The 17,451-nt window shown below is 38.9% G+C and carries 32 protein-coding genes; all 32 read left to right on the top strand.

Going from position 1 to position 17,451, the window contains the following annotated elements; translation table 11 throughout:
* Positions 1-2: 2 nt before the first annotated feature.
* Positions 3-308 (top strand): 30S ribosomal protein S10, encoded by a 306-nt coding sequence (gene rpsJ, locus B9A52_RS00910; RefSeq protein WP_084118523.1) that lies wholly within the window; start codon positions 3-5, stop codon positions 306-308.
* A gap of 254 nt (positions 309-562) precedes the next feature.
* Positions 563-1,195 (top strand): 50S ribosomal protein L3, encoded by a 633-nt coding sequence (gene rplC / locus B9A52_RS00905; protein WP_084118522.1) that lies wholly within the window; start codon positions 563-565, stop codon positions 1,193-1,195.
* A gap of 4 nt (positions 1,196-1,199) precedes the next feature.
* Entirely contained in the window at positions 1,200-1,832 is a 633-nt protein-coding gene (rplD, locus tag B9A52_RS00900) for a 50S ribosomal protein L4 (protein ID WP_084118521.1), read from the top strand.
* A 1-nt stretch (position 1,833) separates the two neighbouring features.
* A complete protein-coding gene (gene rplW / locus B9A52_RS00895) occupies positions 1,834-2,121 on the top strand; it encodes a 50S ribosomal protein L23 (RefSeq protein WP_084118520.1) in 288 nt (95 codons plus the stop codon).
* Positions 2,122-2,134: 13 nt separating this feature from the next.
* Positions 2,135-2,959: a 50S ribosomal protein L2 gene (gene rplB, locus B9A52_RS00890; RefSeq protein WP_084118519.1), complete on the top strand. Its 825-nt coding sequence runs from the start codon at positions 2,135-2,137 to the stop codon at positions 2,957-2,959.
* Between the two features lie 2 nt (positions 2,960-2,961).
* Positions 2,962-3,240: a 30S ribosomal protein S19 gene (gene rpsS, locus B9A52_RS00885; RefSeq protein ID WP_009034213.1), complete on the top strand. Its 279-nt coding sequence runs from the start codon at positions 2,962-2,964 to the stop codon at positions 3,238-3,240.
* 2 nt (positions 3,241-3,242) lie between these two features.
* The gene (rplV, locus tag B9A52_RS00880; protein WP_084118518.1) at positions 3,243-3,632 is read left to right on the top strand and encodes a 50S ribosomal protein L22; all 390 of its coding nucleotides are present in this window, start codon (positions 3,243-3,245) and stop codon (positions 3,630-3,632) included.
* A 9-nt stretch (positions 3,633-3,641) separates the two neighbouring features.
* Positions 3,642-4,385, top strand: coding sequence for a 30S ribosomal protein S3 (rpsC, locus tag B9A52_RS00875; protein WP_084118517.1), 744 nt, complete (start codon positions 3,642-3,644; stop codon positions 4,383-4,385).
* A gap of 22 nt (positions 4,386-4,407) precedes the next feature.
* Positions 4,408-4,827, top strand: a complete 420-nt coding sequence (gene rplP / locus B9A52_RS00870) for a 50S ribosomal protein L16 (RefSeq protein WP_084118516.1) — start codon at positions 4,408-4,410, stop codon at positions 4,825-4,827.
* An 8-nt stretch (positions 4,828-4,835) separates the two neighbouring features.
* Entirely contained in the window at positions 4,836-5,030 is a 195-nt protein-coding gene (gene rpmC / locus B9A52_RS00865) for a 50S ribosomal protein L29 (RefSeq protein ID WP_084118515.1), read from the top strand.
* 7 nt (positions 5,031-5,037) lie between these two features.
* Positions 5,038-5,301, top strand: coding sequence for a 30S ribosomal protein S17 (gene rpsQ / locus B9A52_RS00860; RefSeq protein ID WP_084118514.1), 264 nt, complete (start codon positions 5,038-5,040; stop codon positions 5,299-5,301).
* Between the two features lie 2 nt (positions 5,302-5,303).
* Positions 5,304-5,672, top strand: a complete 369-nt coding sequence (rplN, locus tag B9A52_RS00855) for a 50S ribosomal protein L14 (protein ID WP_084118513.1) — start codon at positions 5,304-5,306, stop codon at positions 5,670-5,672.
* 2 nt (positions 5,673-5,674) lie between these two features.
* Positions 5,675-6,019 carry a 50S ribosomal protein L24 gene (rplX, locus tag B9A52_RS00850; RefSeq protein ID WP_084118512.1) on the top strand — a complete coding sequence of 115 codons (345 nt, stop codon included), beginning with the start codon at positions 5,675-5,677 and terminating at the stop codon, positions 6,017-6,019.
* Complete coding sequence (rplE, locus tag B9A52_RS00845) at positions 6,012-6,566, top strand: 50S ribosomal protein L5 (RefSeq protein WP_084118511.1); 555 nt, start codon at positions 6,012-6,014, stop codon at positions 6,564-6,566. The genes rplX and rplE overlap by 8 nt, the downstream gene beginning before the upstream one ends.
* 7 nt (positions 6,567-6,573) lie before the next feature.
* The gene (gene rpsN / locus B9A52_RS00840) at positions 6,574-6,843 is read left to right on the top strand and encodes a 30S ribosomal protein S14 (protein WP_084118510.1); all 270 of its coding nucleotides are present in this window, start codon (positions 6,574-6,576) and stop codon (positions 6,841-6,843) included.
* A gap of 85 nt (positions 6,844-6,928) precedes the next feature.
* A complete protein-coding gene (gene rpsH, locus B9A52_RS00835) occupies positions 6,929-7,324 on the top strand; it encodes a 30S ribosomal protein S8 (protein WP_084118509.1) in 396 nt (131 codons plus the stop codon).
* Positions 7,325-7,333: 9 nt separating this feature from the next.
* A complete protein-coding gene (rplF, locus tag B9A52_RS00830; protein WP_084118508.1) occupies positions 7,334-7,891 on the top strand; it encodes a 50S ribosomal protein L6 in 558 nt (185 codons plus the stop codon).
* 5 nt (positions 7,892-7,896) lie between these two features.
* Entirely contained in the window at positions 7,897-8,247 is a 351-nt protein-coding gene (rplR, locus tag B9A52_RS00825) for a 50S ribosomal protein L18 (protein ID WP_084118507.1), read from the top strand.
* A gap of 6 nt (positions 8,248-8,253) precedes the next feature.
* Positions 8,254-8,772: a 30S ribosomal protein S5 gene (rpsE, locus tag B9A52_RS00820; RefSeq protein WP_084118506.1), complete on the top strand. Its 519-nt coding sequence runs from the start codon at positions 8,254-8,256 to the stop codon at positions 8,770-8,772.
* Between the two features lie 4 nt (positions 8,773-8,776).
* Positions 8,777-8,956, top strand: coding sequence for a 50S ribosomal protein L30 (gene rpmD, locus B9A52_RS00815; RefSeq protein ID WP_084118505.1), 180 nt, complete (start codon positions 8,777-8,779; stop codon positions 8,954-8,956).
* Between the two features lie 2 nt (positions 8,957-8,958).
* On the top strand, positions 8,959-9,405 hold the full coding sequence (rplO, locus tag B9A52_RS00810) for a 50S ribosomal protein L15 (protein WP_084118504.1): 447 nt from the start codon (positions 8,959-8,961) through the stop codon (positions 9,403-9,405).
* Positions 9,406-9,409: 4 nt separating this feature from the next.
* Positions 9,410-10,732, top strand: coding sequence for a preprotein translocase subunit SecY (gene secY / locus B9A52_RS00805; protein WP_084118503.1), 1,323 nt, complete (start codon positions 9,410-9,412; stop codon positions 10,730-10,732).
* On the top strand, positions 10,729-11,502 hold the full coding sequence (gene map, locus B9A52_RS00800; protein ID WP_084118502.1) for a type I methionyl aminopeptidase: 774 nt from the start codon (positions 10,729-10,731) through the stop codon (positions 11,500-11,502). The genes secY and map overlap by 4 nt, the downstream gene beginning before the upstream one ends.
* A gap of 2 nt (positions 11,503-11,504) precedes the next feature.
* Positions 11,505-11,723: a translation initiation factor IF-1 gene (gene infA, locus B9A52_RS00795; RefSeq protein WP_040480068.1), complete on the top strand. Its 219-nt coding sequence runs from the start codon at positions 11,505-11,507 to the stop codon at positions 11,721-11,723.
* 93 nt (positions 11,724-11,816) lie between these two features.
* Entirely contained in the window at positions 11,817-11,933 is a 117-nt protein-coding gene (gene rpmJ / locus B9A52_RS00790) for a 50S ribosomal protein L36 (RefSeq protein ID WP_014772314.1), read from the top strand.
* A gap of 5 nt (positions 11,934-11,938) precedes the next feature.
* Positions 11,939-12,316, top strand: a complete 378-nt coding sequence (gene rpsM / locus B9A52_RS00785; protein WP_084118501.1) for a 30S ribosomal protein S13 — start codon at positions 11,939-11,941, stop codon at positions 12,314-12,316.
* 15 nt (positions 12,317-12,331) lie between these two features.
* Positions 12,332-12,730, top strand: coding sequence for a 30S ribosomal protein S11 (gene rpsK / locus B9A52_RS00780; RefSeq protein ID WP_084118500.1), 399 nt, complete (start codon positions 12,332-12,334; stop codon positions 12,728-12,730).
* 20 nt (positions 12,731-12,750) lie between these two features.
* Complete coding sequence (rpsD, locus tag B9A52_RS00775; protein WP_084118499.1) at positions 12,751-13,353, top strand: 30S ribosomal protein S4; 603 nt, start codon at positions 12,751-12,753, stop codon at positions 13,351-13,353.
* A gap of 31 nt (positions 13,354-13,384) precedes the next feature.
* Positions 13,385-14,374 (top strand): DNA-directed RNA polymerase subunit alpha, encoded by a 990-nt coding sequence (locus B9A52_RS00770; protein ID WP_084118498.1) that lies wholly within the window; start codon positions 13,385-13,387, stop codon positions 14,372-14,374.
* Positions 14,375-14,380: 6 nt separating this feature from the next.
* Positions 14,381-14,911 (top strand): 50S ribosomal protein L17, encoded by a 531-nt coding sequence (gene rplQ / locus B9A52_RS00765; RefSeq protein ID WP_084118497.1) that lies wholly within the window; start codon positions 14,381-14,383, stop codon positions 14,909-14,911.
* Between the two features lie 130 nt (positions 14,912-15,041).
* Complete coding sequence (gene carA, locus B9A52_RS00760) at positions 15,042-16,139, top strand: glutamine-hydrolyzing carbamoyl-phosphate synthase small subunit (protein WP_084118496.1); 1,098 nt, start codon at positions 15,042-15,044, stop codon at positions 16,137-16,139.
* 22 nt (positions 16,140-16,161) lie between these two features.
* Positions 16,162-17,442, top strand: a complete 1,281-nt coding sequence (eno, locus tag B9A52_RS00755) for a phosphopyruvate hydratase (RefSeq protein ID WP_084118495.1) — start codon at positions 16,162-16,164, stop codon at positions 17,440-17,442.
* Positions 17,443-17,451 lie beyond the last annotated feature (9 nt).

The following is a 17,451-nucleotide window of genomic DNA, read 5'->3' as shown; positions in this document are numbered from 1 at the left end:
AAATGAATCAGAAAATCAGAATAAAACTAAAATCATACGATCACAGCCTGGTGGATAAGTCATCAGAGAAGATTGTAAAGGCGGTAAAATCTACCGGAGCTATTGTTGTTGGGCCAATTCCTTTGCCAACCAAGAAGGAAAAGTTTACTGTGTTGAAATCACCACACGTGAACAAAAAAGCCAGAGACCAATTCCAACTTTGTACTTACAAGAGATTGGTGGATATCTATAGCAACAGCTCTAAGACTGTAGATGCTTTGATGAAGATCGAACTTCCCAGTGGAGTTGATGTAGAAATCAAAGTCTGACAGGTAAGAATTTGCAAGAATAGGAAACCTGTCCGCCACGGCGGACGGGTTTTTCTTTTGTCTTAACTTGTCTTAAAAGTATAATTAGACACGATTATCTATTTATTACTCTTGGTACCAAATAAATTTTTGTAATTAATTGAAAATATTAAAGTTGGGATTTGTATGCTGGATATAAATTCCTAACTTTGCAGTCCTTAAAATCCACCCAAGCGTTTAATTGCTTGAGTATTAAGTTTATTATATAACAGAAGATGTCTGGAATTATAGGTAAAAAAGTTGGAATGACTAGCATTTTCAGTGCCGATGGACGTAATGTCGCATGCACGCTAATAGAAGCTGGTCCTTGCGTAGTGACGCAAGTAAAAAATTTAGAATCAGACGGGTACAACGCTGTTCAGTTGGCATTCGGTGAGCGAAAGGAGAAAAATACTCCCAAGCCTTTAATCGGCCATTTCAAAAAAGCCGGTACAACGCCAAAGCAGAAAGTTGTTGAATTCAGAGACTTCAGGGTCGAATTCGAAGGCCAAGTTGATCTTGGGAAAACCGTAGAAGCCGGTCAGGTATTTGTAGAAGGAGACTTCGTAGATGCTATCGGAACCTCAAAAGGTAAAGGATTCCAGGGCGTTGTCAAAAGACACGGTTTTGGAGGAGTTGGTGGAGCGACCCATGGTCAGCATAACAGACAGAGACACCCTGGTTCAATTGGTGCATGTTCTTGGCCATCGAGAGTATTCAAAGGTATGAGAATGGCCGGTAGAACTGGTGGTGATAGGGTTAAGGTAATTAACCTTAGAGTTCTTAAAATCTATCCTGAAAAGCATTTGTTGCTTGTTAGTGGTTCTGTACCAGGTCCGAAAAATTCTTTCGTTATTTTAGAGAAGTAAGCACATGGAATTAGCAGTAATAAAACATAACGGTGAAGATACAGGCAGGAAAGTGAATCTTTCAGATGATATCTTCGCAATCGAACCTAATGATCATGCGATCTACCTTGATGTTAAGCAATACTTAGCTAACCAAAGACAAGGTACTCACAAGTCTAAAGAAAGAAACGAAATTGCTGGATCTACCAAAAAGATCAAGAAGCAAAAAGGTACCGGTGGTGCCAGAGCAGGCTCCATTAAGTCTCCTGTTTTCAGAGGCGGAGGTAGAGTATTTGGTCCAAAACCGAGAGATTATTCTTTCAAATTGAACAAGAAATTGAAGCAATTGGCAAGAAAATCAGCCTTGACTTACAAAGTAAAAGACAATAGTTTAATGATTTTGGAAAATGTGTCTTTTGATACTCCAAAAACAAAGAATTATATCGCTTTATTAAATGGACTTTCTTTGTCTGATAAAAAAACTTTATTGGTACTTCCAGAAGTCAACATGAATGTTTACTTATCAAGCAGAAATTTACCTAAAACCAAGGTTACTACAGTTGACAGTGTCAATACATATGAATTGTTGGATGCTGATAATTTGGTATTGTGTGAAGGTTCAGTAAGTAAGTTAGAAACCCTTTTATTGAAACAATAAGATGCAGATACTTAAAAAACCTTTGATTACAGAAAAGATTTCTGCTATGAATGAGCAAGGGGTCTATGGGTTTATGGTAGAAAAAACTGCTACCAAGCCAGAAATCAAAAGAGCCGTAGAGAAAATATATGGTGTAAAGGTGGAAGCCGTGCGTACTATGAGATATGCAGGAAAGCCCAAGACCAGGTATACCAAGACCAAAATTGTATCAGGCTTTAGCAATGCTTACAAAAAAGCAATTGTCAAAGTAGCTGAGGGTGAAATTATTGATTTTTACGGAGAAATTTAATTGAATCAAGATCATGGCAGTTAAAAAATTAAAGCCCGTAACCCCAGGAACCAGATTTAGAGTTGCTCCGGCATTTGATGAGATTACAGCATCAAAGCCTGAAAAATCTCTTATGGCTCCAAAAAGGAGAACAGGCGGTAGAAATAGTGCAGGTAAAATGACTTCCAGATATATTGGTGGAGGTCATAAGAAAAGACTTAGAGTCATAGATTTTAAGAGAGATAAGTTTGGCGTTCCGGCGGTAGTTCATTCTATTGAATACGATCCAAACAGGACTGCCCGCATAGCATTGTTATTCTATGTGGATGGCGCAAAAACCTACATTATTGCTCCAGAAGGTTTGCAAGTCGGGCAAACAGTGATTTCTGGAGAAAATGTTGCACCTGAAATTGGAAATGCAATGAATTTGATCAGTGTACCATTGGGTACTATTGTTCATAACATTGAATTGAAACCAGGAAAAGGTGGAGCAATGGCGAGAAGCGCCGGTGGATATGGTCAGGTGGTTGCAAGAGAAGGAAAATATGTTACCGTAAAATTACCATCAGGAGAAATGAGGTTGGTTTTGGGTACATGTATGGCAACTGTTGGAGTTGTTTCCAATGGAGATCACATGAACGTAGTGTTGGGTAAAGCAGGTAGAAACCGTTGGTTAGGTAGAAGACCAAGAACAAGAGGTGTAGCCATGAACCCTGTCGATCACCCAATGGGTGGTGGTGAAGGTCGTTCTTCAGGTGGTCATCCAAGGTCAAGAAACGGTCTACTTGCCAAAGGTAAAAAGACCAGATCTCCTAAGAAGTACTCTAACAAATTCATCATCAGTAAAAGATCTAAATAATTATGGCACGTTCATTAAAAAAAGGCCCTTATATAGAACACCATTTGGCCAAAAAAGTGGATGTTATGAACGAATCCGGCAAGAAGTCCGTGATCAAGACCTGGTCAAGGAGATCTATGATATCACCGGATTTTGTAGGCCATACTTTCGCTGTGCATAATGGCAATAAATTTATTCCTGTTTTTGTAACAGATAATATGGTAGGCCATAAGCTTGGAGAGTTTGCCCCTACCAGAAATTTTAGAGGTCATATTGCCAAAAAAGATAAAGGAAAGAGATAATCATGGAAGCAATAGCAAGATTAAATAATGTTCCTACTTCTCCCCGCAAAATGCGATTGGTAGCTGACCTTGTAAGAGGCAAAAGAGTAGGACCGGCATTGAGTATTTTGAAGTTTACTCCTAACCATGGAGCAATTAAATTGGAAAAACTTCTACTTTCTGCTGTGGCCAACTGGCAGGCAAAAAACCCTGATGAGAAACTTGAAGAAGCTGATCTGTATATCAAAACCATTTTTGTAGATGGTGGACGTATGCTGAAAAGGTTGAGACCAGCTCCACAGGGAAGAGCTCATAGAATTCGTAAAAGATCAAATCATGTGACCCTGATTGTAGATGCCTACAGTCCAGCAGTTACCGCTGATGAAGTAGAAACAACTGAAAAATCTAATTAAAATCAGACTATGGGACAAAAAGTAAACCCAATTGGTTTTAGGCTTGGTGTAATCAAAGGATGGGATTCCAACTGGTACGGTGGTAAAGACTTCGCTGAGAAGTTGTATGAAGATCAACAAATCAGAAAATATGTCAATGCCAGAATTCCAAAAGGTGGAATTTCTAAAGTTATTATTGAAAGAACTTTGAAAAGAATCACGCTTACTATTCATACCGCCCGTCCGGGTGTTGTAATTGGTAAAGGTGGCGCTGAGGTAGATAAGTTAAAAGAAGAGTTGAAAAAACTTACCAGTAAAGATGTTCAGATCAACATATTTGAAATCAAGCGTCCGGAATTGGATGCCAAATTGGTAGGAGAGTCAATTGCACAACAACTTCAGGCACGTATCTCATTCAGAAGGGCGATGAAACAATCCATTGCAGCTTCGATGAGAGTAGGTGCGGAAGGTATCAAAGTTAAACTTTCAGGTAGATTGGGTGGCGCTGAAATGGCCAGATCTGAAATGTACAAAGAAGGAAGAATTCCTTTGCATACATTGAGAGCTGACATTGATTACGCTGTTTCTGAGGCAAATACTGTTTATGGTATCATAGGCATCAAGGTTTGGATTTTCAAAGGAGAAGTTTACGGAAAGAGAGATCTCTCTCCTAACATAGGCGCTGCCAATGAACCAAAATCAACCGGTGCTGCAGGCCCAAGAGGAAAGCGTAGAGAAGCTGGTGGCCCAAAGAGAAGAAAGAGAAATAACTAACTTCACCTTTAAGTGAGAAATCATGTTACAGCCTAAGAGAACGAAATATAGAAAAATGCATAAAGGACGGGTCAAAGGTTTGGCTCAAAGGGGACATACGCTCTCCTTTGGCAACTTTGGAATCAAGTCCTTGGAGCCTGGATGGATAACTTCCCGTCAGATAGAAGCAGCCCGTATTGCCATGACCAGAGCAATGAAAAGAGAAGGTCAGGTATGGATCAGGATTTTCCCTGACAAACCTATTACCAAAAAACCTGCTGAGGTTCGTATGGGAAAAGGTAAAGGTGCTCCTGAATATTGGGTAGCTGTTATCAAACCTGGGACAATCCTTTTTGAAGCAACAGGTGTAAACCTTGAAACAGCTCAAGAAGCTTTGAGACTAGCGCAACAAAAACTTCCAGTAAGTACAAGATTCGTAGTACGTAGAGATTACGTTGGATAATTAGAACTATGAAAAATACAGAAATCAGATCACTTTCAGAAAGTGAGATAGCCGACCGTATAGCCGCTGAGCAAGAAAATTTAACCAAATTGCGCTTTGCTCATGCTATTTCTCCAATAGAGAATCCGAATAAATTAAGAGAATCAAGACGTTTCATCGCAAGATTGAAAACAGCCTTGAGGGCAAAACAACTAGCTAAATAAGAATAAGATGGCTACTACTGAGAGAAATCTTCGTAAAGAAAGAATAGGAAAAGTAGTCAGCAACAAAATGGAAAAATCCATTACAGTTGCTATCGAAAGGAGAGTAAAACATCCTATCTATGGCAAATTTGTTGCTAAGACTACCAAATTTATGGTTCATGACGAGAAAAATGATGCTCATGAAGGTGACATTGTCCGTATAAGCGAAACTCGTCCGCTGAGTAAAAACAAGCGTTGGAGATTAGTAGAAATTGTAGAAAGGGCTAAGTAATCATGATACAACAAGAATCCAGATTAGGAGTTGCGGATAATTCAGGTGCTAAAGAAGTACTGGTGATCCGTGTATTGGGTGGAACAAAGAAAAGATATGCTTCCATCGGTGATAAAGTCGTGGTAACTGTTAAGTCTGCTATTTCTTCCAGCAATATGAAAAAAGGTACCGTATCCAAAGCGGTTATTGTAAGAACGAAAAAAGAGATAAGGAGAAAAGATGGTTCGTATATCCGTTTTGAGGATAATGCAGCTGTACTTTTAAATAACAACGACGAGCCAAGAGGTACCCGTATCTTTGGTCCAGTGGCAAGGGAGTTGAGAGAGAAGCAGTTTATGAAAATTGTATCTTTAGCCCCAGAAGTATTGTAATCATGGAAAGAAAATTTAATAAGCAACCAAAATTGCATATCAAAACCGGGGATACCGTTAAGGTCCTTTCCGGAGATGATAAAAGCAAAACAGGTAAAGTCCTTTCTGTCAACCTTCAGAAAAGAAGGGCTATTGTTGAAGGTCTCAACATGGTGACAAAGCACGTAAAGCCTACAGCTTCCAATCCTCAAGGAGGTATTGAAAAGAAAGAGGCTTCAATCCATATCAGTAACCTGATGCTGGTAGATCCTAAAACAGGTGAAGCTACCAGGACCGGTAGAAAAATTGGAGAGAATGGTAAATTAGTTAGGTATTCTAAGAAAACAGGGGAGGTAATCAATGGCTAAACCTAGAGTTAAAGAAAGATATAATGCTGAAATAGTCCCTGCTTTGAAGGAGAAATTTCAGTACAGTTCTGTAATGCAGGTTCCGAAGTTGACAAAAATTGTTATCAATAAAGGAATAGGTGCCGCAGTTGCTGATAAGAAATTGGTTGACCAAGGAGTTGAAGAGCTATCTTTGATCGCAGGTCAAAAGGCTGTTGCTACTATCGCCAAAACTTCTGTTTCCAACTTTAAGTTGAGGGAAGGAATGCCTATAGGCGCGAAAGTAACTTTGAGGGGAGACAGAATGTATGAATTCCTTGATAGGTTGATGACTGTTGCTCTTCCAAGGGTAAGAGACTTCAAAGGAATCAGTGATAAAGGTTTTGATGGAAGAGGAAATTATACATTAGGTGTAACCGAACAAATAATTTTCCCTGAAATCAGCATTGAAAAAGTGAACAGAATCTCAGGTATGGATATCACTTTGGTGACTTCTGCTGATACCGATGAGGAGAGTCATGCACTGTTGAAAGCTTTGGGTATGCCTTTCGTTAACAAAAATAACTAAAAATATTATGGCAAGAGAGTCATTAAAAGCTCGTGAGAGAAAAAGAGAACGACTGGTAGCAAAGTATGCTAAGAAAAGAGCTGAGTTAAAAGCTGCCGGTGATTTCGAAGCTTTGGACAAACTACCTAAGAATTCATCTGCTGTCAGACTTCATAATAGATGTAAACTTACTGGTCGTCCAAAAGGATATATGAGAAAGTTTGGCATCAATAGGGTTACCTTTAGAGAGATGGCTTCTGCTGGTAAAATCCCAGGGATAACCAAGTCTAGCTGGTAAAATTTAAGCAAGAGTTTTAATTCTGAAAATCATTGTGTAACTTTGCACGCCCATTGCGGGAGAGTGCAGTTAGACTTATATAAATATGACTGATCCAATAGCTGATTATCTGACAAGATTGAGGAACGCCATCAAGGCTACTCATAGAATCGTTGAGATACCTGCTTCTAATATCAAGAAGGAAATGACGAAAGTGCTTCATGATAAAGGATATATACAAAACTATAAATTTGAAGAAGATGGCCCACAGGGAACCATCAAAATAGCTTTGAAATATAATCCGGCAACAAAACAGAACGCCATCGTTTCTCTTAGTAGAATTAGTAAGCCAGGTTTGAGAAAATATGTAAAACATGAAGATCTCCCAAGAGTCATCAATGGCTTGGGTATTGCCATCCTGTCTACTTCCAAAGGTGTAATGACCGACAAGGAAGCGAGAACAGAAGGAATCGGAGGAGAAGTACTTTGCTACGTATATTAATAAACTATTATGTCTAGAATAGGTAAAAAACCAATAAATATACCGGCGGGTGTAACTGTAGACGTCACTGCTCATAATGCAGTGACTGTTAAAGGTCCCAAAGGTACACTTAGTCGGGAAGTTAATCCCGACATTGCTGTGAAAGTAGAGGGTAAAGAAATAATCCTTGAAAGACCCACAGAATCAAAAAGACATAAATCACTACACGGTCTTTACCGTTCTTTGGTCAATAACATGGTTATTGGCGTATCTGATGGATTCAAAAAAGAACTGGAATTGGTAGGGGTAGGTTATAAAGCAACCAATCAGGGTCAAGTTCTTGAACTTTCCCTTGGATATTCACACAATATCTTCTTTGCATTGCCTGAATCAATCAGTTTGAAGACTGAGACACCAAAAGGTAAAAATCCTTTGGTGACTTTGGAAGGTATTGATAAGGAACTAGTTGGTCAAATTGCTGCTAAAATCAAATCTTTACGTAAAGTTGAACCTTACAAAGGTAAAGGTGTGCGATTTGTTGGTGAAATTGTTAGACGTAAGGCTGGTAAAACTGCCGGTAAAAAATAACTAAAATGGCTTTTAACAAGAATTTAAGAAGGCTTAGAATCAAAAAAGGTATCCGTAGAAAAATTTCCGGTACTGAATCTAGACCTCGTTTAGCAGTATTTAAAAGCAATACTGGTATTTATGCACAGTTGATAGATGACCTCAAAGGTCATACTTTGGCACAAGCATCTTCCAAAGAACTTGGTGTTATTAGTAATACTACTGTAGCGGTATCGAAAGAAGTGGGGAAGAAACTTGCTGAAAAAGCGGTTGCAAATGGTTTTGCTGAAGTCGTTTTTGACAGAAGTGGATACTTATATCATGGAAATGTCAAAGCTCTTGCAGAAGGTGCAAGGGAAGGAGGCCTTAAATTTTAATCAATTATGTCTCAAGTAAAAAGAAAACCCATTAGGGCAACCGATACAGAATTAAAGGAGAAAGTAGTAGCTATCAACCGTGTTGCTAAAGTTGTAAAAGGTGGTAGGAGATTTTCCTTCTCTGCAATAGTTGTAGTAGGTGATGGACAAGGTGTCGTTGGTTATGGTCTAGGTAAAGCAAACGAAGTTACTGATGCCATTACCAAGGGTATTGAAGATGCCAAGAAGAATTTGGTTAGAGTTCCGGTTTTGAAAGGAACTATTCCTCATGAGCAACTAGGCAAATTCGGAGGTGGTTTTGTTTTAATCAAGCCTGCTGCTGCCGGTACTGGTGTTATCGCCGGTGGTGCGATGCGTGCAGTTTTGGAAAGTGCAGGGGTAACCGATGTATTGGCTAAATCAAAAGGATCTTCCAACCCTCATAATGTTGTGAAGGCTACAATTGATGCTTTGGTTCAATTAAGAGATGCTATCGCTGTTTCTCAACAAAGAAGTGTTAAAATGTCAAAAGTTTTTAACGGTTAAGAAAATGGCTAAGATTAAAGTAACTCAGATAAAAAGTACTATAAAAAGACCAAAAGATCAAAAAGCTACTATTATAGCTTTGGGACTTGGTAAAATAAACAGGACTGTGGAGATTGAAAATAATCCCGCAATCGCTGGTATGGTAAAGAAAGTAAGTCACCTTGTAAAAGTGGAGGAAGCTTAATTATGAAATTACATACATTACAACCTGCTGAAGGTTCTATAAAATCGAATAAAAGAATCGGTCGTGGAACTGGATCCGGTAGAGGTGGTACATCCACCAGAGGCCATAAAGGTGCCAAATCAAGATCCGGATACAAATCTAAATTAGGATTTGAAGGTGGTCAGATGCCTCTTCAAAGAAGAGTTCCTAAATTTGGTTTCAAAAGCCTCAATAAAGTAGTTCACAAACCTATCAATTTGGATATAATTCAGGCATTAGCTTCGGAATACAATCTGGTTGACGTTTCATTTGAAACATTGGTTGAGCATGGATTGGTTTCCAAAAAAGATGTTGTAAAAGTGTTGGGTAGAGGCGAACTTACAACCAAATTAAATGTTAGTGCCCACTTATTTTCTGCTTCTGCTGTAGAAGCAATTGAAAAAGTAGGCGGAACAGTAAACAAGCTTTAATTAAATGAAAAAGTTTATCTCAACAGTTAAGAATATCTTTTCTATTGAAGATTTAAGAATTCGTATCTTAAATACAATTGGGTTTCTGATTATATTTAGACTCGGTTCTTTTATCGTATTGCCTGGTGTTGATCCATCAAAATTAGGCGATGCTCCAGAGGGTATATTCGGTTTGATTGATACTTTCCTGGGTGGTGCGTTCAGTAATGCATCCATTTTCGGTTTAGGTATAATGCCTTACATATCTGCTTCCATTGTGTTGCAGCTTTTAACTGTTGGTGTTCCATACTTTCAAAAATTACAAAAAGAAGGAGAATCTGGTAGAAAGAGAATAAATCAAATTACCAGAGTCCTGACTATAGCGATTACTGTTGCGCAGGGTGTCGGTTATATTACTGCCACAATCCTTCCAACAGGTGCTGTAATGGTAAGTACCTCTTTATTCATGTTCAGTTCTTTGGTTTTGCTTTCAGCAGGAACAATGCTTTGTATGTGGTTGGGGGAAAAAATTACAGAAAAAGGTATTGGCAACGGTATATCAATGTTGATTATGATTGGTATCATTTCAAGATTTCCGGGAGCGATCATTGCTGAAGTATTGGCAAAGGGAACTTCAGGGATGTTGTTGCTTCTTATCGAAGCGGGTATTCTCTTCTTTGTAGTATTAGGTGTTGTAGCCTTGACTGAAGCCACTAGAAGAATTCCTGTTCAGTATGCCAAACAGGTTGTAGGAGGTAAAGTATATGGTGGACAAAGGCAATACATCCCGATAAAAGTGAATGCATCCGGAGTTATGCCCATTATATTTGCCCAATCATTAATGTTTCTTCCGGCTTTGGTAGCTCAGATTTGGTCATCCGAAAATGATATAGCCAACTATATTGGAAGTACCTTCAGTGATTTCACATCCTGGCAATACAATTTGGTGTTTGCTGTCATGATTATCCTTTTTACTTTCTTCTATACTGCAATAACAGTTAATCCTGAGCAGATTGCCGAAGACTTGAAAAGAAATGGAGGTTTTGTTCCCGGTATTAAACCTGGAGCACCTACAGCTGACTTTATTGATAATATTATCTCGAGAATTACCTTACCTGGTTCTATTCTCCTGTCTATTGTTGCTATTCTTCCTGCCTTTGCTATTATTGCCGGAGTAGGTGGTGAATTTGCTCAATTCTATGGTGGTACCTCCCTTTTGATCATGGTAGGTGTTATTATGGATACACTTAGACAAATTGAAAGTTATCTTTTGATGAGACACTATGAAGGAATGATGAAAAGTGGAAACATGAAAAATAATCCTTCGAATTACGCTGCTGCAATATGATTCATTACAAGACTTCTGAGGAAGTCCAGTTAATTAAGGAAGGTGCAAAGATATTAGGAAAAGCTCACGGAGAAGTAGCTAAATATGTTAAGGAAGGGGTAAAGACCTCTTTTCTGGATAAGATTGCAGAAGAGTACATCAGAGATAATAAAGGTGTACCTTCGTTTAAAGGTTATAATGGATTTCCTGCCTCCCTTTGTATTTCAGTAAATGAAGTGGTTGTTCATGGTTTTCCTAGTAATTATGTATTGAAAGATGGCGATATAATCTCAGTGGATTGTGGAGTCTTTCACCAAGGTTTTCATAGCGATTCAGCTTATACTTACCCTGTCGGTGAAGTCTCCCCCCAAATTTTGTCATTGCTTAATGCAACCAAAGATTCTCTTTATCTAGGAATAGAGAAAGCCGTTTTTGGTAATCGTATTGGTGATATTGGATATGCTATTCAGAAGTTTGTGGAAGCAAAAGGGTTTACAGTGGTTCGGGAATTAGTCGGACATGGATTAGGTAAACATTTGCATGAAGCACCGGAGGTTCCCAATTATGGAAAAAAGGGAAGTGGGCCTTTGATGAAAGATGGTTTGGTGATTGCTATTGAACCCATGATTAATTTCGGGACAAGGAATATCGTTCAGGAAAGAGATGGATGGACAATCAGGACTGCTGATAGAAAACCTTCGGCCCATTATGAACATACGGTTGCAATCTTTGAAGACAAAACTGAAATATTGACAACACATCAGTACATAGAAGAAAATTTTAAATTCTAAATATGGCGAAACAGACATCTATTGAACAGGATGGAACCATCATTGAGGCATTGTCCAATGCAATGTTTAAAGTGGAACTTGAAAATGGACATCAATTGATTGCCCATATTTCAGGTAAAATGAGAATGAATTATATTAAGATCCTTCCAGGTGACAAAGTGAAATTAGAATTGTCTCCCTACGATCTTTCTAAAGGCAGAATAGTTTACAGGTATAAATAATATGTCGGGAATTGGCCGGGTATTTTGCCTTTTACAAATGGCAGAGGCTATCGGTTAATTCCAAGTGACCTTTAAAAAACAAATATTACTCAAATGAAAGTAAAGGCATCTATAAAAAAGAGAAGTGTTGACTGTAAGGTTATCCGTAGGAACGGAAAGCTATATGTTATCAACAAAAAGAATCCTAAGTTTAAACAAAGACAAGGTTAATCATTATGGCAAGAATTGCAGGTGTTGACATACCAGACAACAAGCGTGGTGAAATCGGCTTGACCTACATCTTCGGAATAGGTAGGAGTTCAGCTAGAGCGATCCTAGAAAAGGCAGGAATTTCTTATGACAAGAAAGCCGGGGAGTGGGATGACGATGAGTCTACTGCTATCAGAACTATCATTACAGAGGAGTTTCGTACAGAAGGTGCTCTTAAATCTGAAATTCAACTGAATATCAAGAGATTGATGGATATTGGTTGCTACAGAGGTTTGAGACACAGAAAAGGTCTTCCTGTTAGAGGTCAAAAAACCAAAAACAATGCAAGAACTAGAAAAGGTAAGAGAAAAACTGTTGCAAATAAGAAGAAAGCAACTAAATAAATCTTGAATTAGATTATGGCTCAGAAAAGAAACGATAAAGCTAAAGGTAAAAAAAGAGTAGTTAAAGTAGAAGCGGTAGGTCAAGTGCATATCAAAGCTTCTTTTAACAATATCATCATCTCTATTACCAATAATTCTGGTCAGGTGATATCTTGGGCTTCTGCCGGTAAAATGGGATTCAGAGGTTCAAAGAAAAACACCCCCTATGCTGCTCAAATGGCTGCGCAAAATTGCGGTCAGGTGGCATATGACTTGGGATTGAGAAAAATTGAGGTTTTTGTAAAAGGACCTGGTGCAGGACGTGAGTCTGCTATCAGAACTTTACAAAATGTAGGTTTAGATGTCACTACAATTGTGGATGTGACTCCGCTTCCGCATAATGGATGCCGTCCTCCAAAACGTAGAAGAGTTTAATTTCTTAAAGAAGATATAGAATGGCAAGATATACAGGTCCAAAGTCAAAGATCGCCAGAAGATTCGGCGAACCTATCGAAGGATATAGCAAAGCTCTCCAAAAGAAAAATTACCCTCCTGGACAACATGGAAGAGGTAGAAGAAAAAAACAATCCGAATACGCTATCCAGCTTGCTGAAAAGCAAAAAGCAAAATACATCTATGGTGTATTGGAAAGACAATTCGCCAAAATGTTTGGTATTGCTTCAAGAAAACAAGGTATTACAGGTGAAAATCTTCTCCAATTGTTGGAATCAAGATTGGACAATGTAGTTTATAGATTAGGTATAGCTCCTACAAGAAGAGGAGCAAGACAACTTGTTTCCCACAAGCATGTTCTTGTAAATGGTGAAGTAGTCAATATACCTTCTTACACTTTAAAGCCAGGTGATGTTGTGGCTGTGAGAGAACGTTCAAAATCTCTTGAGGCAATATCAACTAGCTTAGCAGGTAAAAGTAATCGTTATCCTTGGTTAGAGTGGGATAACACCTCTTTAGCAGGTAAGTTTGTATCAATTCCAACTAGAGATGATATTCCAGAGAATATCAAAGAACAGTTGATTGTCGAGCTTTACTCTAAATAATAAACTTTCAGACTTAAATAGAACTATTGATATGTCCATATTAGCATTTCAAATGCCCGAGAAAGTGGTGATGGAAAAAGCCGATGATTTTCACGGTTTGTTCACCTTCAAGCCACTTGAGAAGGGCTATGGGGTCACCATCGGTAATGCCTTGAGGAGGATTTTGTTGTCCTCGCTTGAAGGTTATGCCATCACATCAGTGAAGCTTCCAGGTGTAGTACATGAATTTTCCACTGTCGAGGGCGTTGTTGAAGATGTGACAGATATTATTCTGAATCTGAAGCAGGTTAGATTTAAAAAAGTCCATGATGCCATAGACGGAAAAATCACTGTGGAAGTAAAGAATCAATCTCTTTTCACTGCTGGAGATATTGCCAAGTTCACCTCCTCTTTTGAGGTATTGAATCCCGAATTGGTTATTTGCCATTTAGATGATTCTAAGAGTTTTGAAATAGAATTAACAGTGGAAAAAGGAAGAGGATATCTCCCCGCTGATGAGTCTAAACCAAAAGAGCAAGTTTTTGGAGTAATTCCAATTGATGCGATTTTCACACCTATCAAAAATGTGAAATACAGTGTGGAGAACACCAGGGTTGAACAAAAGACTGACTTTGAAAAGTTGATCTTGGAAGTTTCGACTGATGGGTCAATTCACCCTGAAAAAGCGCTTCAGGAATCAGCAAAAATTCTTATTCAGCATTTTATGCTGTTCTCAGATCAGACTATGGTCTTGGATTCCACTGGAATATCAGAGCCGGAGCCGATAGATGAAGAGTTTTTGCACATGAGAAAACTTCTGAAAACTCCTTTGAGCGATTTGGATCTTTCTGTTCGTGCATTCAACTGTCTTAAGGCAGCTGATGTTAAAAGTCTTGGAGACCTTGCCAAATTGGAAATTTCAGATATGATGAAATTCAGAAATTTCGGTAAAAAGTCTTTAGCAGAACTTGAGCAACTTATCCAAGAAAAAGGTTTGACCTTCGGGATGGATTTATCTAAGTATAAACTTGATGAAGAATAATTTAAAATGAGACACGGTAAGAAATTCAATCACCTTGGCAGGACAGCCAGTCACAGGAAAGCGATGCTCTCCAATATGGCTACTTCCCTGATTCTTCACAAGCGTATTTCTACAACGCTTGCCAAGGCCAAAGAGCTAAGAAAATATGTAGAGCCTTTGATTACAAGGGCAAAAGAAGATACTACACACAACAGAAGGATTGCTTTTTCCTATCTTCAAAGCAAAGAAGGAATTAAAGAGCTTTTCGGTGAAGTAGTTGTAAAAGTTGGTGAAAGAACCGGTGGGTACACGAGAATTATCAAAACCGGATTCCGTTTGGGAGATAATGCTGAAATGTGTATCATCGAATTGGTTGATTTCAACGAATTGATGTTGAAAGAAGCTAAACCAGCTAAGAAAACAACAAGAAGAAGTAGGAGAAGTCCGGGCAAAACTGAAAGTGCTGTCGCTGAATCAACTCCGGTAGCTAAAGCTAAAGAGGTAGCTGATGAACCTCAGGCTGATGAAAATAATGAAGAAGAAAAGTCTGCTGAATAATTCATGCATGATCAACTGATATATTTAAAAGGGATTGGACTTTGGTTCAATCCCTTTTTTTATATCATTGTCAATTTCCCAAGGCTTATACTTTAAAAATTCTTAACTTTGACGAGTCCAAAAAATCAAAATGAACAAACAAAAAGCAACACTTCTTTTAGCTGATGGCACACTGTTTAGAGGGACGCTAATAGGAAGCCCAGGTACCAACGGCGGTGAAATTTGTTTCAATACCGGTATGACCGGATACCAGGAAATTTACACAGACCCATCTTACACCGGTCAGATTATAGTTACCACTACTTCTCATATCGGTAATTATGGTGTCTTGGATTCTGAAGTAGAATCTAGCCATCCAACTATTGCCGGGATAGTGGTAAATTCTTTTTCAGAGATCTATAGCCGTCTTGATGCAAGCAGTTCTTTGCAGGATTATCTTGTAAAATATGGCATTACCGGAATAGCGGATCTTGATACCCGAAAGCTGGTGAGACATATAAGGTCCAAAGGGGCCATGAATGCCATCATCAGTTCCGAGTTTGAAGGAGATTTAGCTGGTTTAAAAGCTGAGTTGAATAAAATACCGGATATGAATGGTCTGGAGCTTTCCTCGAAAGTATGTACAAAAGAACCATTTTATTTTGGCGATGAAAAATCTTCGTTCAAAGTGGCCTGTCTTGATTTTGGTATTAAGCTAAATATCCTCAGAAGTTTGGCAGAAAGAGGTGTTTACTGCAAGGTTTTTCCTGCAAAAACGACCTTGGATGAAATGGAAGCTTGGGCTCCGGATGGTTATTTCCTTTCCAATGGACCTGGAGATCCAGCTGTAATGGAATATGCAGTAAAGACTACCAAGGATATCTTGGGAACTGACAAACCTATTTTCGGAATTTGTCTCGGTCACCAAATTCTTGCTGAAGCCTGTGGTATTTCAACTTATAAAATGCATCATGGGCATAGGGGATTAAATCATCCTATCAAAAATCTTTTAACGGGCACCAGCGAAATCACATCACAAAATCACGGCTTCGTAGTCAATAGGGAAGATGTAGAAAAAAGTGATTTAGTGGAAATAACACATATCCATTTAAATGACAACTCAGTTGCTGGGATCAAACTGAAAAACAAGCCTGCATTCTCTGTGCAGTATCACCCCGAGTCTTCTCCCGGGCCACACGATTCGAGGTATTTATTTGATGACTTTATATCTCTCTTGAAAAAAAATTAAACAACCTTAAACCTTTTAAATTATGACATTGATTCAATCGATTCATGCTAGACAAATTTTAGATTCCAGAGGAAATCCTACTGTGGAAGTTGATGTAGTGACTGAAAACGGAGCTTTTGGAAGAGCTGCTGTCCCAAGTGGCGCCTCCACCGGAGTGAATGAAGCCGTTGAACTTCGTGATGGGGATAAATCCAAATATCTTGGGAAAGGCGTTCTTAAAGCCGTTTCCAACGTGAATGATATCATTGCTCCCGAATTGCTTGGAATGGATGTTTTTGAGCAAAATCTGATAGATAGGATCATGATAGATCTAGATGGCACTTCTACAAAAAGTAAACTAGGTGCAAACGCCATTCTTGGTGTTTCTTTGGCAGTGGCCAAAGCAGCAGCCATGGAAGCTGGTCAGCCGCTTTACAGATACATTGGTGGTGTTAATGCCAATACACTTCCAGTTCCAATGTTAAACATCATTAATGGTGGTTCTCATTCTGATGCTCCTATTGCTTTTCAGGAATTTATGGTAAGGCCGGTTGGTGCTTCCAGTTTCTCTGAAGCGATCAGGATGGGTGCTGAAATTTTCCATCATTTGAAAAAAATACTCCATGATAAAAACCTCAGTACCGCTGTGGGTGACGAGGGCGGTTTTGCACCTAATTTCTCAGGAGGTACTGAAGAAGCTTTGGCATGTGTGTTGGATGCCATCAAAAACGCGGGCTACAAGGCCGGTGATCAAGTAACCATAGCATTGGATTGTGCAGCTTCGGAATTCTACAAAGACGGAAAATATGATTATAGCAAATTCGAAGGACCTACCGGAAAAGTAAGAAGCAGGGAAGAACAGGTAGACTATCTTGCCGAACTTACTGAAAAATACCCCATTGATTCCATAGAAGATGGTTTTGCGGAAGAAGATTGGGCTGGTTGGGCCATGCTTACCGCTAAAATCGGAGATAAAGTCCAATTAGTCGGAGATGACCTTTTTGTAACAAATGTCAAGTTCCTTAAAAGGGGTATCGAAGAAAAATCAGCAAACTCCATCCTTGTCAAAGTAAACCAAATAGGAACATTGACCGAGACACTTGATGCCATTGCCTTGGCACATAAGGCTGGCTTTACAGCAGTAATGTCACACAGGTCAGGAGAAACAGAAGATTCTACTATTGCTGACTTGGCAGTAGCTGTGAATTGTGGTCAAATCAAAACCGGTTCTGCTTCCAGATCAGACAGAATGGCTAAATACAATCAGTTGCTTAGGATTGAAGAGCAATTGGGAGAGTCAGCGATTTTTCCTGGCAAGAAATAAGAATAACTA

It is taken from the genome of Aquiflexum balticum DSM 16537, assembly GCF_900176595.1.
Classification (GTDB): domain Bacteria; phylum Bacteroidota; class Bacteroidia; order Cytophagales; family Cyclobacteriaceae; genus Aquiflexum; species Aquiflexum balticum.
The sequence above is the reverse complement of the archived record's forward strand: the minus strand, read 5'-3'. Positions and strand labels throughout refer to the sequence as shown.

Excerpts from the sequence above, each read along its gene's own strand:
- rpsJ (WP_084118523.1), top strand. The coding sequence starts at position 3 with ATGAATCAGAAAATCAGAATAAAACTAAAATCATACGATCACAGCCTG.
- rplC (WP_084118522.1), top strand. The coding sequence starts at position 563 with ATGTCTGGAATTATAGGTAAAAAAGTTGGAATGACTAGCATTTTCAGT.
- rplD (WP_084118521.1), top strand. The coding sequence starts at position 1,200 with ATGGAATTAGCAGTAATAAAACATAACGGTGAAGATACAGGCAGGAAA.
- rplW (WP_084118520.1), top strand. The coding sequence starts at position 1,834 with ATGCAGATACTTAAAAAACCTTTGATTACAGAAAAGATTTCTGCTATG.
- rplB (WP_084118519.1), top strand. The coding sequence starts at position 2,135 with ATGGCAGTTAAAAAATTAAAGCCCGTAACCCCAGGAACCAGATTTAGA.
- rpsS (WP_009034213.1), top strand. The coding sequence starts at position 2,962 with ATGGCACGTTCATTAAAAAAAGGCCCTTATATAGAACACCATTTGGCC.
- rplV (WP_084118518.1), top strand. The coding sequence starts at position 3,243 with ATGGAAGCAATAGCAAGATTAAATAATGTTCCTACTTCTCCCCGCAAA.
- rpsC (WP_084118517.1), top strand. The coding sequence starts at position 3,642 with ATGGGACAAAAAGTAAACCCAATTGGTTTTAGGCTTGGTGTAATCAAA.
- rplP (WP_084118516.1), top strand. The coding sequence starts at position 4,408 with ATGTTACAGCCTAAGAGAACGAAATATAGAAAAATGCATAAAGGACGG.
- rpmC (WP_084118515.1), top strand. The coding sequence starts at position 4,836 with ATGAAAAATACAGAAATCAGATCACTTTCAGAAAGTGAGATAGCCGAC.
- rpsQ (WP_084118514.1), top strand. The coding sequence starts at position 5,038 with ATGGCTACTACTGAGAGAAATCTTCGTAAAGAAAGAATAGGAAAAGTA.
- rplN (WP_084118513.1), top strand. The coding sequence starts at position 5,304 with ATGATACAACAAGAATCCAGATTAGGAGTTGCGGATAATTCAGGTGCT.
- rplX (WP_084118512.1), top strand. The coding sequence starts at position 5,675 with ATGGAAAGAAAATTTAATAAGCAACCAAAATTGCATATCAAAACCGGG.
- rplE (WP_084118511.1), top strand. The coding sequence starts at position 6,012 with ATGGCTAAACCTAGAGTTAAAGAAAGATATAATGCTGAAATAGTCCCT.
- rpsN (WP_084118510.1), top strand. The coding sequence starts at position 6,574 with ATGGCAAGAGAGTCATTAAAAGCTCGTGAGAGAAAAAGAGAACGACTG.
- rpsH (WP_084118509.1), top strand. The coding sequence starts at position 6,929 with ATGACTGATCCAATAGCTGATTATCTGACAAGATTGAGGAACGCCATC.
- rplF (WP_084118508.1), top strand. The coding sequence starts at position 7,334 with ATGTCTAGAATAGGTAAAAAACCAATAAATATACCGGCGGGTGTAACT.
- rplR (WP_084118507.1), top strand. The coding sequence starts at position 7,897 with ATGGCTTTTAACAAGAATTTAAGAAGGCTTAGAATCAAAAAAGGTATC.
- rpsE (WP_084118506.1), top strand. The coding sequence starts at position 8,254 with ATGTCTCAAGTAAAAAGAAAACCCATTAGGGCAACCGATACAGAATTA.
- rpmD (WP_084118505.1), top strand. The coding sequence starts at position 8,777 with ATGGCTAAGATTAAAGTAACTCAGATAAAAAGTACTATAAAAAGACCA.
- rplO (WP_084118504.1), top strand. The coding sequence starts at position 8,959 with ATGAAATTACATACATTACAACCTGCTGAAGGTTCTATAAAATCGAAT.
- secY (WP_084118503.1), top strand. The coding sequence starts at position 9,410 with ATGAAAAAGTTTATCTCAACAGTTAAGAATATCTTTTCTATTGAAGAT.
- map (WP_084118502.1), top strand. The coding sequence starts at position 10,729 with ATGATTCATTACAAGACTTCTGAGGAAGTCCAGTTAATTAAGGAAGGT.
- infA (WP_040480068.1), top strand. The coding sequence starts at position 11,505 with ATGGCGAAACAGACATCTATTGAACAGGATGGAACCATCATTGAGGCA.
- rpmJ (WP_014772314.1), top strand. The coding sequence starts at position 11,817 with ATGAAAGTAAAGGCATCTATAAAAAAGAGAAGTGTTGACTGTAAGGTT.
- rpsM (WP_084118501.1), top strand. The coding sequence starts at position 11,939 with ATGGCAAGAATTGCAGGTGTTGACATACCAGACAACAAGCGTGGTGAA.
- rpsK (WP_084118500.1), top strand. The coding sequence starts at position 12,332 with ATGGCTCAGAAAAGAAACGATAAAGCTAAAGGTAAAAAAAGAGTAGTT.
- rpsD (WP_084118499.1), top strand. The coding sequence starts at position 12,751 with ATGGCAAGATATACAGGTCCAAAGTCAAAGATCGCCAGAAGATTCGGC.
- B9A52_RS00770 (WP_084118498.1), top strand. The coding sequence starts at position 13,385 with ATGTCCATATTAGCATTTCAAATGCCCGAGAAAGTGGTGATGGAAAAA.
- rplQ (WP_084118497.1), top strand. The coding sequence starts at position 14,381 with ATGAGACACGGTAAGAAATTCAATCACCTTGGCAGGACAGCCAGTCAC.
- carA (WP_084118496.1), top strand. The coding sequence starts at position 15,042 with ATGAACAAACAAAAAGCAACACTTCTTTTAGCTGATGGCACACTGTTT.
- eno (WP_084118495.1), top strand. The coding sequence starts at position 16,162 with ATGACATTGATTCAATCGATTCATGCTAGACAAATTTTAGATTCCAGA.